The organism is Pantoea nemavictus (assembly GCF_037479095.1).
GTDB lineage: Bacteria > Pseudomonadota > Gammaproteobacteria > Enterobacterales > Enterobacteriaceae > Pantoea > Pantoea nemavictus.
The window spans coordinates 847,417-860,573 of sequence record NZ_JBBGZW010000002.1; the positions used below are offsets into that span (position 1 = coordinate 847,417).

Sequence of the window (13,157 nt, forward strand, 5' to 3'; positions counted from 1 at the left end):
TTACGACAATTTTCCACGCTTTTGTAGGGGCGCCATTTATGGCCTAATGCTCGTCAGTTAACCAGCGCACTGGCTCAGTTGGGGTTCCCTGGTCGCCATGAATGGCGACCCTACAGGCGTTTTAGCGATGATGAATCAGTAAGACGCATTGATGCTGAAGCGCGGGTGTTGAGGCGACATCCCAGCCCGCTGAGCGAGTGAGGGATTCCAGGGCGAGCCGCAGGGATGCGGCGAGAGGCGGCGCTGAGCAGGAGCGAATCGCCGCCGGTCCGTCAGGAATCGTGAAGGAGTGAAGGCACCGCGAAGCGGCGGGATGGGCTGGCGCAGGGCCGGGGAGTGAAGAGGGCGTGGCCTAGACGCCCTCTTCTCGGTCGCCGCACGGCGTAGATGAAACTGCCTCAGCCGATGGCGAACGAAAGTCGCTCAGTGCTTAACTGATCGGCATTACGCCATTTATGGCGACCTCCCATCAAACCAGAATAAATTCCCGATAACCCGACCAAATCACATAGATCGCAAAATAGACAAAGATCAACGCCGAGGCGAGGTAGGAATACTTGAGCAGCCGCTGCCCGAGCAACTTACCGCCCATGCTACCCACCAGGCAGAGTACGCAGGTCCACACCACGCCCGCAATAAAGAAGCCGCCGAGGAAGGATGAGGTGGCGGCGGCGCTGCCGTGTCCCATACGCGAAATCAAGGCACCGCCCACGCTGGCGAACCACAGAATTGCAGTAGGTGACGACATCGCCAGCATCACGCCACGGCTAAACTCGCGCAGTAGCGATCGGTACGGCTGCTGTTCCGCTTCCGGCAGTTCCGTCTGTTTACGCAGTGCGGCATACAGCATCTTCCCGGCAAACCACAGCAACAGCATGCCGCCACCAATCCATAGCACCCAACGTACGGCAGTAAATTGCAACACCACGGCCATTCCCGCTAGCGCCAGCAGCGCATAGATCAGGTCGCCAATACAGGTGCCAATCCCCAGCCAGAAACCGTGAAAATAGCCGCGCTGCATCGCCAGCGTAATCATGGCGATATTGGCGAGACCGATATCCAGACACAACGATAAACTCAGCAGAAAACCATTTGAAAACTGCAACATAGCAATGTCAGCATCCCTGGCATGTAAATGGAGTGTTATTAAATCACAACGTGATGTCACAAGTCGCACTATTCGTCGCGGGCAATTTATCGCGCTGCATGCAGGCATTAATGCTGCACTCACACAATTCATTCTTATTATGCTAATTCAGCTGTAAGTAACTCCACGTTCTTATCACAATGTTTAATCTCCTTTTAGCTTGCTCATAAATCTTGATATTGAGCGTGATAATTTATCCGGCAACTTTACGAGGGATGAATATGATCGCTATCAGAATGGAATTGTCATACCCGATTGAAATAAATGTTAATAACGAGGTGCTTGATCAATGAAGAAAATTAAACACCTCTATCTCTCTATTTTTATCGTCGCGCTCCTGACTTATCTGCTCTCGGCAGAATATGCCAATATTAACGCCAATGCGTTATTATGGAGCTTACGGCAGAATACGGTATTTCTGGCAGGTGTATTAGCATGGTTTGGCATGTCGTTTACCATTATTCTGAGTATTCGCCATCCGTTACTTTCTCGCTGGTGCGGCGGTCTGGATAAAGCGTATAAGCTGCATAAGTGGTGTGCTATTTCATCGGTAGTGTTTGCGCTTATTCACTGGCTGGCAGAGAAAGTGCCGCATTGGTTAGTTGATGCCGGGGTGGTTACTCATCCCGGTGAATTGGGCCATATAGTCATGACGTCATGGCAGGAGAGTTTATTAGAGTTTGGACTGATACTGGCAGAGTATGGTTTGTATATTTTAATCGCGCTTTCACTGGTTTCCGTTACTAAAAAGATTCCATATCATATTTTCTATTATCTGCATAAAGCTTTCCCGGTGGTGTATATTGCCTGTGCGTATCATGTAATGACCTCACTTTTTAAAACCGAGTGGTGGCAAACACCGGCGGCTTACCTGCTGGCGCTGGTAACGTTGGTTGCGGTTGGCTGTGCATTGATCTCGCTGTTTCAACGCACCGGACGCCGTTATTCCGCTCAGGGCGAGATTCTACAAGTCGTTGCGGCACCGCAAGATATTGTAGAAGTTAAACTGCGCAACCCTGCCAATATCGCCATGTTACCCGGGCAATTTGCTTTCGTTCAGTTTGAACACTCAACCGAGCGTCATCCCTTTACGCTGTCTGATATTAATCCGCAACAGCAATCGCTGACCTTATCGATAAAAAAACTCGGCGATTATACCCGGCAGCTGGCTCACCATCTGCAGCCCGGCCAGCGCGTAAACATGGAGGGGCCTTATGGTGATTTCACCTTCAAGGCGACAGGTCATCAGCAATTGTGGGTTGCCGGCGGAATAGGTATTACGCCATTTATGGCGAAACTTAAAGACGCCGCCAGAAGAGGCGAAAAACTTTCTGGCGTAGAATTGTGGTATTTCACCCGACCCGAGAGTGGAATTAGCTATCCCGACTCTTTACCAGCGCTGTGTCAGCAAACAGAGGTGGTGCTGCACTATTTTACCGCCAACGCTATACAAACTCTGGAACAACGTGTGAGCGCAATCAAAGATAATCTGCACTCGGCAGCATTGGATATTTGGTTCTGTGGTCCTGAAGGTCTGAAAAAAACGCTCATTCAGGCTGTTAATCAACATGAAATTAACCTTAAGGATTTCCATGCAGATTGCTTCTCCTGGCGCTAATAAACTTATCGCAGAATAACGTGGCGGGTTTAATTAGCGTGTTTACTTCAATAATGTGAAGGCGGTCACCTTCAGTGGCCGTGCTGTCATCTGACGCACGCTATATTCGCTTAACAGTCGGTAAATCTATTATTTAGGCGGAGTGTTAAGTTGAATAAATCAAATAATTTTAACAGGCAGGGTTTAGCATCCAACCTATCCATGGCATTATCTGCGGTTGTTTTCATCTTAGCGGGAAGTGCAATGGCAACTGCAGCGGAACACCACAACCAAACGGCGTTAGTCGGCACATGGACCAGCATTCCGGATGCGCCGTTAGTGCAAAATCCGGGACATCCTAGCGAAGGCTTGTACCGATTGAAGGTCAATAGCGACGGCACCTTAACGCCACTTGATTTCATCAAAATGAAAAGCCCCTCATGGATCGTGAAATCCCACGACGGCCGCTTTGCTTATACCACCAATGAAGAAAATGCTGGCGCCGTTACCGCGCTCGCCATCGATAACAGCGGCAAGGTGCGGGTGATCAATGCGGTGGATAGCCACGGCCAACAACCCACTCATGCCACCATCAGCCCGGATGGCAAATTCCTGTTTGTTGCCAACTACTCGGTGGCAAAAGGTGGCGCCAGCGTTGCGGTATTACCGATTCATCATGATGGTTCACTCGGCGAACAGGTGCAGAACTTCCCATTTGCCGATGGAAGCGGCGCGGTGAAAGATCGTCAGGATGGCGGTCACGCGCATTCAACGACCTTCACCCACGACGGCAAATATCTTTACGCGGCCGATCTCGGCGGCGATAAACTCCACGCTTACGCCTATCACGCGGGGAAAACCCAGCCGCTGCAGGCGGATACCGCGCGTGACGTCACTTTCCCGGCCGGATCGGGCCCGCGTCATATGGTGTTTTCACCCGATGGCAAACACGCTTATGTCACCACCGAAATGGCCGCTGAAGTCGTGGTGTTTGCCGTGCAGGACGATCGTTTGGAGCGACAAGCGGCGGTCAAACTGAATACAGAAAACAGCAGCGCCGAGTACAGAAGCGGTGGCGGCATCATCCTTAGCCCGAACGGCAAGTATCTGATTGCCGCTAACCGAGGTTCCGACAACAGTTTAGTGGTGTTCAGGATTGAGCAGGATGGCTCATTGGGTTCACCGGTGCGCTATAAGGCGGACGGTATCGAGCCACGCGCCTTCGCCTTTGATGCCAGCGGCAAATTTTTGTACGTGGCAAACGTGTTCACCAACAACATCACCCTGTTCCATTTTGATGCGGAAAGCGGTGCGTTAAAAGCCGCGGGCGAAGTGGCGAAGATCGCGACGCCGACGGATATCAAGTTCTTTAATTAAGGGGGGATTGCGGTCGCCATTTATGGCGTTATGCAAGTCAGTTAAGCAGCGCACTGGCATCGCAGTGGTTCCGCCCGCTAAGCATCCGGCAGTTTCAGAATGTGTGAAGCCGGCGGCCGGGCTAAGGTCCGAAGGCGCGGACCTTAGCAATCCGCGCCTGCGCCGTCCTCGCTGTTCCCTCGCTTATCACTCCGGCCTGACGGACCGCGCGGATTCGCCATCCCTGGCTCATGCCGCGCTTTCGCCGACGTCGTGTCGGCTCATCCTGGCCGTCACTCTGCGCTCGGCGCTGCGGATAGCGCCCAACACCATCGCCTGTCATTACCGTATCTGATTTGAAATTTTGCTGACTGAAGATTGCGGGTTACCTGGTCGCCATGAATGGCGACCCTACAGGCGTTACAGCGATGATGATTCAGGAATAGGCATTGATGCTGCAGCGCGGGTGTGGAGGCGACATCCCAGCCCGCTGAGCGAGTGAGGGATTCCAGGGCGAGCCGCAGGGATGCGGCGAGAGGCGGCGCTGAGCAGGAGCGAATCGCCGCCGGTCCGTCAGGAATCGTGAGGGAGTGAAGGCACCGCGTAGCGGCGGGATGGGCTGGCGCAGGGCCGGGGAGTGAAGAGGGCGTGGCCCAGACGCCCTCTTCTCGGTCGCCGCACGGCGTAGATGAAACTGCCTCAGCCGATGGCGAACGAAAGTCGCTCAGCGCTTGACTGATCGGCATTACGCCATTTATAGCGACCGTTAATAACCGCTTGGTTAGTCGTGCCATCCATTATATTTAAACGGACAGTCTGCATTAAATCTATATTTAATCTTTCGCACCTTATTGGTGCCCATTGCCATTTAACAGTGCGCACATTGCCGTAGCGGCGCAATTTATTGCGCATTTAATCACGCTATTACGTCAATGCGCGGGGATTATGTTATTTGGCCCACTTCTTGCTTTATAAAAAATAACGCCCCAACGCTGTGGCAACCCTCTGGTTAATGTAGACAACGCCGTCTGCCGATCTCTCTTATTCTCTCCGGCCTCCCGGAAACCTCCCAATTATTTTTCTTTACTTCCTTAAGGGGATGTTATGGCTATTAGTCGTCGTTCATTTATCCAGGGTTCAGCGGTATCGGCATTGGGATTAGCTGCAGGCGTGGCGCCTAAATTCACTTTCGCCGCCGATAGCAAGGACGCCATTAAAGTCGCCAGTATTCTCGACCTCTCCGGCGGCCTCGATATCTACGGTAAACCGATGTCGAATGCGGTTAATCTGGCCGCGGAAGAGATCAATGCCGCAGGTGGATTATTAGGGCGTCCACTGCAGGTAATTAATTACGATGCGCAGTCCAACATGCAGCTTTATGCGCAATATGCGCAGCAGGCGACGCTAAAAGACAAAGTGGCAGTGGTGCACGGTGGAATAACCTCAGCCTCACGCGAAGTAATTCGTCCGGTATTGGATCGTTTTCGCTCGCTCTATTTTTATCCGGCGCAGTATGAAGGTGGAGTGTGTGACCGCAACTATTTCTCCTCAGGTTCTACTCCGGCACAAACCGTAGAAAAGCTGGTGCCTTATGCGGTGAAAAAGTGGGGTAAAAAAGTTTACGTGCTGGCGGCGGATTATAACTACGGTCAAATCGTCTCTGCCTGGGTGAAAAAATCGGTGCGTGATAACGGTGGCGAAGTAATGACCGTGGAATTCTTCCCGCTGGATGTCACCGATTTTGGTGCCGCAATTTCTAAAATCCAGAGCGCAAAACCCGACATGGTGTGGTCGGCGCTGGTGGGCGGCGCGCACATCTCGTTCTACCGCCAGTGGCATGCCGCCGGTATGAGCGGCAAGATCCCGATTGCCTCGACGGTGTTTGGCGGCGGCAACGAACACATCATTCTATCGCCGGAAGAGAGCAACGGTATTCTGGTGGCGGCCAACTATATGCAGGAAATTCCCTCGCCAGAGAACCAGGCCTTCGTCGAAAAATTCCATGCACGCTACGGTGCCAATACGCCGTATATCAGCGATTTAGCCATGGGCGCCTATCAGGGCATGCTGATTTGGGCAGAAGGGGTGCGCAAAGCGGGCGATATCGATCGCATGAAGGTGATTGAGGCGCTGGAATCCGGCATCACGCTAACGTCGCCCAGCGGCAAGCTCAGTGTCGATCCGGCTACCCATCACTGTTCGCTGGATGTGCACATCGCCGAAGTGGAAAACCATCAGATGAAAATCCTGGAAACCTTCCCCAATCAAGCACCGGTGGATACCGCGATGGTGTGCGATCTGAAGAAAAATCCGCGCGATACCAAACAGTATCAAATTGAGCTGTAACAGGAGCCGCTATGGATCTGTTCATTATCTACGGCATTGAAGTGCTCAATGCCATTGCCGTACTGATCATCATGAGCGTTGGGCTGGCGGTCGTATTCGGCATGATGAAAATCGTCAATATGGCGCACGGCGAATTCATGATGCTGGGCGGCTACAGCGCGATTCTGGCAACCAACCAGTGGGGCGTGCCGATTTGGATCGCCATGCTGGTGATCGCACCGCTCACCGTGGGCGTCTTCGGCGCGGTGGTGGAGCGCGTGATCATTCGTCATCTGTATGGGCGGATGATCGACACCATGTTGGCCACCTGGGGCTTGAGCCTGGCCTTGATTGGTGCCGCCACCATGCTGTTCGGCAACACCACTTTAGGCATCAGCTCACCACTGCCGAGCGTTAACGTGGGCAGCTACAGCACCAGCGGCTATTCGCTGTTCATGATTGTGTTTGCGCTGGGCTTGATCGGGGCGCTGTGGCTGCTGCTGCGCTTTACCACCTTAGGGTTGTGCGCTCGCGCCACCATGCAAAACGCCCGCATGGCCGCGGCGCTTGGCAGCAATCCGGGCAAAATCTACAGCCTGACGTTTGGACTCGGCGCGGCGCTTTCCGGTTTAGGCGGCGCGCTGTTAGCGCCGATTACCGGCGTCATCCCAACCATTGGCGTCAGCTTTATTGCCAAAGCCTTTATCACGGTGATCGGCGGCGGCAGCGCGATTATCGCCGGCACGCTCTCCTCATCCACGCTGTTCGGCACCATTTCCCAGCTGGTGACCTATGCCTCCACGCCGGTGTTCGGGGCGGTGGCGCTGCTGCTGAGTGCGATTGTGTTGCTCCGCCTGATGCCGCAGGGCATCACCGGACGCTTCTTCAGGAGATCGCTGTAATGAAATTTTTCTCTGAGAAAGTCCAGATTGTGCTTACCGCGCTGGTAATGGTGCTAGTGGCGCTGTGGCTCTCCGGCACGATTGAGCTCTACACCTTGCTATCACTGACGGTGTTTCTGGTGATGGGATTGCTGTCACTCAGTCTGGCGTTTATCTGGGGTTACGGCGGTATTTTGTGCTTCGGCCAGGCGGCGTTTTTCGGCCTGGGCGCTTACACCTATGCCATCTGCGCGATCAACTGGGGCGACTCCACTTGGGCGGTGGTGATGGCGGTGCTGCTGCCTACGCTGTTCTCGCTGCTGCTCGGCTATGTGATTTTTTATGGCGGGGTCAGCGATGTTTATCTCGGCGCAATAACGCTGGCGGTGAGTCTGGTGCTGTTTAACTGGGTCAACTCCACTTCCGGTAGCGAGTATCACCTTGGTGAGGCGCTGCTGGGCGGCTTCAATGGGATTCCGTCGGTGCCGACGCTCAACCTGCCGTTCCAGCCCGACGCCATTTTGTCACCGGAAGCGATCTTTATGGTCACGGCGGGCTGTCTGGCGCTCTGTTACGCCTTGCTGAAATTTGTGCTGCTGAGCCGTTTCGGCAAAACCGTGGTGGCGATCCGCGAGAACGAACAGCGCGCCGGTTTGCTCGGCTATAACGTGCCGGCACATAAGCTGGCGACCTTTGCCATCGGCGCAGCGATTGCCGGTTTAGCCGGTTGTCTATACGTCAACTGGGGCGCGTTTGTCAGTCCTGGCGTGTTCAGCATCAGCCAGTCAGCGCAGATCATTATTTGGGTGATTGTCGGCGGGCGCGGCACGCTGCTCGGCCCGGTGATCAGCTGCGTGCTGTTGCAGTGGATGGTGACGCGGCTGGGTGCGCAGCAAACCGTGGACGTCAATTTAGTGCTGGGGGTGATTCTGGCGGTGTTTGTGTTGCTGATTCCGGGCGGCATTTTGCCCACGCTGCAGCGTTTGGTGCGGCGCAAGCGAACGATGAGCGCCACGGCCAGCCGTGCGCAGGTGAGTGAGGTGAAACCATGACGGCCAATGTGTTGCTGGAAACCCACAAGATGGGCGTCAGCTTTGGTGGCGTTCATGCGGTAAAAGAGGTGGATTTTACTCTGCATGAAGGTGAGTTGCGCTGCCTGATCGGCCCGAACGGCGCCGGCAAAAGTACCTTTTTTAAAATGTTAAGCGGGCAGGTGACGCCAACGCGCGGCGAGTGTCGCTATCGCGATCGGGTGATCTCCGGTAAACGGCCGTGGGAGATTGCACGTCTGGGGATCGGCATTAAAACCCAGGTGCCGAGCGTGTTCGAGGGCTTAAGCATCCGGGAAAACCTGTGGCAGGCGGCGGCGAATAAGCTGGCAAAAGCCGCGTTGCCGGCGGCGATTGATCGCGTGCTGGAGGATATCGGGCTCGCCGAACTGCAGCATGCGGTGCTTTCGGAGCTGGCACACGGTCAGCGGCAGTGGGTGGAGTTGGGCATGATTCTAATCTCAAAACCGCAGCTGGTGCTGCTGGACGAACCGGCGGCAGGCATGACGCATCAGGAGGTGCGCAAAACGGCGCAGCTGATCAAAACCATTAACCAGCAGAGCACGGTGGTGGTGGTGGAGCACGACATGGAGTTCATCAGCATGATTGCGCAGCGGGTAACGGTATTTAATCAGGGCGCGGTGCTGGCGGAGGGCAGTTTCCGCGAGGTGACGCAAAATCCGCTGGTGAAAGAGGCGTATCTCGGCAATCTGGAGATTAAACATGCTTGAAATAAAAGAGATGGTCTCGGGCTATAACAAAATACCGGTGCTGAACCTATCCGAGCTGTTTGTCGGTGCTAAATCCTTTACCGGAGTGCTGGGCCGCAACGGCATGGGCAAAACCACGCTACTGCGCACCATTATGGGCGAACTGCCTGCCTGGCAGGGCAGCATTGCGCTGAATGGCATCGATATTACGCGTTACCAGGCGCACCAGCGCGCGGCGGCGGGGATTGGATTTGTGCCGCAGGGGCGCCAGATTTTTCCGCTGCTAACGGTAGAAGAGAATTTGCGCATGGGCTGCGTGAAACACTTCTCACGCGCCGGGCAGATTATCGAGCAGATGCTGGAGATCTTTCCGCGCCTGAAACGCCTGCTGGCACAGCCCGGCGGCGCGCTTTCGGGTGGCGAGCAGCAACTGCTGGCGCTGGCGCGCTGCTTGTGCGGACAACCGCAGCTGGTGCTGCTGGATGAGCCGACGGAGGGGATTCAACCGAATATCTGCGAGGAGATTATTGCGACGTTACAGCGGCTGCGCCATGAGATGGATATTTCAATCATTCTGGTGGAGCAGGATATTGAGTTTCTGTATGCGCTTTCCGACCAGATTCATGTGATCGAGAAGGGGCAGATTGTGCAGAAAATCGATCCGAAAACCCAGTCGAGCGCCAGCGTGGCGGAGCAGTTTTTGGGGTTTCACGTGTGAGGTAGATTGCCCTTACCCCAGCCATCTCTCGCTTGCGGGAGATGGGGGGAAAGCGCGCCGAACGGTTCCCTCTCCTGCTTGCGGGAGAGGGTTAGGGTGAGGGACTGGCGGCACGTTTGTCCTCCCTGACACAGCACCCGGCAGCATCAGCAAAGCGTTAACTCATCCGCTCGCTTACTGTGAAGCTTCCTTTTTCGGGATGCGCATAGGATGAATCATGATTGAACAATCATTACTGGCAACGCTTTCTGGTGTTCGGCTGCATATTTTCCATCCTGACTCACAAAGCGTGCGCGCGTTTTGCGCCTCGCTGGCGCAGCTGGGCTGTCACGCGCAACACAGTTGGCCGCCCGCGGCGTCATTCCCTGCGGAAACACAACTGCTGCTGGTGGCGATTGACGCCCATCAGCAGCAAGCGCTGCCTGGCCTCTTCAGCAGCGCCCAGCAGCGGGACATTCCCCTGGTTGCGCTGGCCGATTGCCACAATGCGCGGCTGTTTCCGCTGCTGCTGCAACTTCAGCCCAGCGCCATCGCCGAGCGAGAAATCAATCCCTTTGCCTTGATTGTGCAGATCATCGGCACGTTAAAAACCGTGCGCCAGCGCGAGCTGCTGCAGGTGCGCAGAGCGCGTGGTGAAAGGTTAGCGCAGGCCAAGGGCGTGTTAATGCAAACCTTTGGCCTTGATGAGTCTGGCGCGTATCGTTTAATGCGCAGTGAAGCGATGAACACGCGCAGCAGCCTGGAATTTACCGCGCAACGCGTGATTAATACTCTGCAAAAGTAGTTACTCCTGCGCCTGAGCGTCCGGCAGTCGCAGCAGGCTGCTGGGCGTATAACCAAAGGCTTTGCGAAACGCCAGGCTGAAGTGCGACATGTCGCTAAAGCCATGATCCAGCGCCACCTGCGTGATATTGCGCGCTTTGCCTTCCGCCAGAATGCGGCGGCAGGCGTGCAGGCGCTCCTGCCAGAGGAAGTTCATCGGGGTGGTGCCGTGGGCGGCGAACACCCGGCTGATGGTGCGCGGAGAAACGTGATGCGCATTGGCTATCTGCGCCACCGACAACTCCGGCTCCTGCAGATTTTGGCGCAAAAAAAGCACTACGCGCGAATAGAGATCGGGTTTCAACGCCTGCTCGCTGTGCTGCAAATTAACGCTGACCGAAATCATATTCAGCAGCGTATTAGCAAACTGCGCGGCCAGAAACGCATTCTCCCGCTCGGCGTTAAACACAAAGGCTTCCTGCAGCAGTTGTTTAAGCGAGGTCATGCCGGGCCGCGTAAGGTCCAGCGTTTTACCCGCCAGTTTTGCCGTGGCAGGTGCCTCTTTCTCCATGATGTGACGCGGCAGATGCACGATATTGATGGCGACATTGTCCATCGCAAAATCAAACGGCGTGGCTGCATCGTAAATCACTACGTCGCCGGCGCTAACGCGTGACTGGTGACCATTCTGACGCAGCGTACCGCTGCCCGCACTGACGTAACCCAGATAGAAATCGTGATTAGGATGGCGGCGAATGCACTCCGGCGTGCGTTGCCACATCAGCGCGGTATGCGATACGTGATTAGCGATATCCAGTTGACCTAACATCGAATAGGCGAAGCTGCCGGAAAACGCACCGGCGTGCATTTGCCGCGCTTCGGCCTTAATCAAACGTGAGCACACCGCATCGCGCCAGGCATCGAAGCGATGACGATTATCGAGATCATCGGTGGTGAACAGCTCTTTCATATCAGCATCCCCTAAACATGGCGAAAAAGGGCGGAAGTAGAGGAGTTAAAGCAAGTTTCAGGCCATCAGCGGGTGAAAGGGCCGCCCCGATGCTGTCGAGGCGGCAAAGGCGAAAGATTTACAGCGCAGGATGCTGTTTATGCCAATCGGTAACCTGCTGGAAGGCCCACGCGCCCTGAATCATGGTGGTTTCAGCGAAATGCGCCGCGACCAGCTGGAAGCCAATAGGCGCGCCGGTTGCTGTCATACCGCACGGCAAGGTAATGGTGGGATGTCCGCTGGCATCGAATGCACTGGTATAGCGCAGCACGCCGTTAAACAGTGCCTGATCGGTACCAAAACGGGTCATGGTGTCCCAGGTTAATCCGGCATAGGCGGTCGCGGGAGCGAGAATCAAATCGACCTGAGTAAAGAGTGCGGAAATATCGCCGCGCAGCGCCGCACGATTGAGCAGCAGCCGCTGATACTCGAGTGCGGTGACGCTGTGACCGAGATCCAGCAGACCCGCCAAAGCCGGACCGTATTGATCTTTCTGCGCTGGATAGGTCTTTTCATGCGCCAGTGCAGTTTCCACGGCGCATAGCGCGCTCCACTCGGCGGCGGCTTGTTCGGTATCCGGCAGCGTAATATCCACCAATGTGGCACCGAGCGAACTCAACGTGGCGATAGCCGCTTGCAGCGCCGCCCGCGTCTCTTCATCCACTTTCTCCAGCGCCCAGCTTTTATCGACACCGATGCGCATTTTGCTAATACCGCGCGTCATCAGCGCCAGATAATCAGGTACCGGTTCGCTGCTGGAAGTGGAATCTTTATCATCGCGACCGGCAATGGCTTGCAGCATGGCGGCGGCGTCAGCGGCGTTGCGCGCCATAGGGCCGATATGGTCGAGGGATGCCGCCAGTTCACAGGCGCCGTGACGTGTCACGCGACCCCAGGTTGGTTTAATCCCGGTCAGGCCGTTGGCGTTAGACGGGAAGCGAATGGAACCGCCGGTATCGGTGCCAATCGAGCCAAAGCACAAGCCCGCTGCGGTAGCGACGCCGGATCCGCTGGAGGAGACGCCGGTCCACAACGCGCTGCCCCACGGATTATTGGGGCGAGTGATTTCGGGATGGTGATCGGCGAAGGCGCTTTCGGTTTGCGTCAGCTTGCCGAGAATCACCGCACCCGCCGCGCGGAAGCGTTCCACCACGGTGGAGTTTTCGTCTGGATAGTGATCCTTGTGGATGATCATGCCGTGGCTGGTGGGGGCATCTTTGGTCCAGATCAGATCTTTCAACGCAATCGGCACACCGTGCAGCGGGCCACGCATTTTGCCCTGGGCAATCTCTGCATCGGCTTCGGCCGCCTGCTTCAGCGCGCTATCACGAATGATGTAGAAGAAGCTGTGTAAGTCACGATCCAACGTATCGATACGCGCCAGCAGCGTTTGCGTGACCTCAAGCGAGGAGATGTCGCCCGACTGAATCAGACGGCCAATTTCCAGCAAGCTTTTGTAATGCAGATTATTCATCCTGACCTTTCCTCGTGAGTGAGAGATGTGCTGATGAATAACCTAAGTCAGGTGCGTGGTGCGGGCTGTGTTTAACCAGACAGATGCTGTGCCAGAAATGCCAACCCGTGGTGGGGTGCGGGTGACAAA

General features: G+C 55.4%; 11 protein-coding genes. 8 read left to right on the plus strand and 3 right to left on the minus strand.

The features are described from left to right. Positions 1–469 precede the first annotated feature (469 nt). The gene (locus tag WH298_RS23500; protein WP_180824258.1) at positions 470–1,108 is read right to left on the minus strand and encodes a LysE family translocator; all 639 of its coding nucleotides are present in this window, start codon (positions 1,106–1,108) and stop codon (positions 470–472) included. A gap of 328 nt (positions 1,109–1,436) precedes the next feature. Here WH298_RS23500 and WH298_RS23505 point away from each other — a divergent pair, with 328 nt between their 5' ends. From WH298_RS23505 to WH298_RS23540, 8 genes are all read left to right on the plus strand, one after another. After that, on the plus strand, positions 1,437–2,765 hold the full coding sequence (locus WH298_RS23505) for a ferredoxin reductase family protein (RefSeq protein ID WP_180824259.1): 1,329 nt from the start codon (positions 1,437–1,439) through the stop codon (positions 2,763–2,765). 243 nt (positions 2,766–3,008) lie between these two features. Continuing rightward, positions 3,009–4,121, plus strand: coding sequence for a lactonase family protein (locus WH298_RS23510; RefSeq protein ID WP_180824260.1), 1,113 nt, complete (start codon positions 3,009–3,011; stop codon positions 4,119–4,121). A 1,083-nt stretch (positions 4,122–5,204) separates the two neighbouring features. Then, a complete protein-coding gene (locus WH298_RS23515) occupies positions 5,205–6,446 on the plus strand; it encodes an urea ABC transporter substrate-binding protein (RefSeq protein ID WP_180824261.1) in 1,242 nt (413 codons plus the stop codon). Positions 6,447–6,457: 11 nt separating this feature from the next. Continuing rightward, entirely contained in the window at positions 6,458–7,327 is an 870-nt protein-coding gene (locus tag WH298_RS23520; RefSeq protein ID WP_009128382.1) for a branched-chain amino acid ABC transporter permease, read from the plus strand. Then, positions 7,327–8,358, plus strand: coding sequence for a branched-chain amino acid ABC transporter permease (locus WH298_RS23525; RefSeq protein ID WP_180824262.1), 1,032 nt, complete (start codon positions 7,327–7,329; stop codon positions 8,356–8,358). The genes WH298_RS23520 and WH298_RS23525 overlap by 1 nt, the downstream gene beginning before the upstream one ends. Continuing rightward, positions 8,355–9,086 carry an ATP-binding cassette domain-containing protein gene (locus WH298_RS23530; RefSeq protein WP_049851722.1) on the plus strand — a complete coding sequence of 244 codons (732 nt, stop codon included), beginning with the start codon at positions 8,355–8,357 and terminating at the stop codon, positions 9,084–9,086. Before WH298_RS23525 ends, WH298_RS23530 begins: the two co-directional genes overlap by 4 nt. Beyond that, positions 9,079–9,783 (plus strand): ABC transporter ATP-binding protein, encoded by a 705-nt coding sequence (locus tag WH298_RS23535; protein ID WP_009128387.1) that lies wholly within the window; start codon positions 9,079–9,081, stop codon positions 9,781–9,783. Before WH298_RS23530 ends, WH298_RS23535 begins: the two co-directional genes overlap by 8 nt. Positions 9,784–10,000: 217 nt before the next feature. Continuing rightward, complete coding sequence (locus tag WH298_RS23540) at positions 10,001–10,567, plus strand: ANTAR domain-containing response regulator (RefSeq protein WP_049851721.1); 567 nt, start codon at positions 10,001–10,003, stop codon at positions 10,565–10,567. Here the strand turns inward: WH298_RS23540 and WH298_RS23545 are convergent, their stop codons facing one another. Next, positions 10,568–11,515: a helix-turn-helix domain-containing protein gene (locus WH298_RS23545; protein WP_180824263.1), complete on the minus strand. Its 948-nt coding sequence runs from the start codon at positions 11,513–11,515 to the stop codon at positions 10,568–10,570. A gap of 118 nt (positions 11,516–11,633) precedes the next feature. Further along, positions 11,634–13,028, minus strand: coding sequence for an amidase (locus tag WH298_RS23550; RefSeq protein WP_180824264.1), 1,395 nt, complete (start codon positions 13,026–13,028; stop codon positions 11,634–11,636). Between the last annotated feature and the right edge of the window lie 129 nt (positions 13,029–13,157).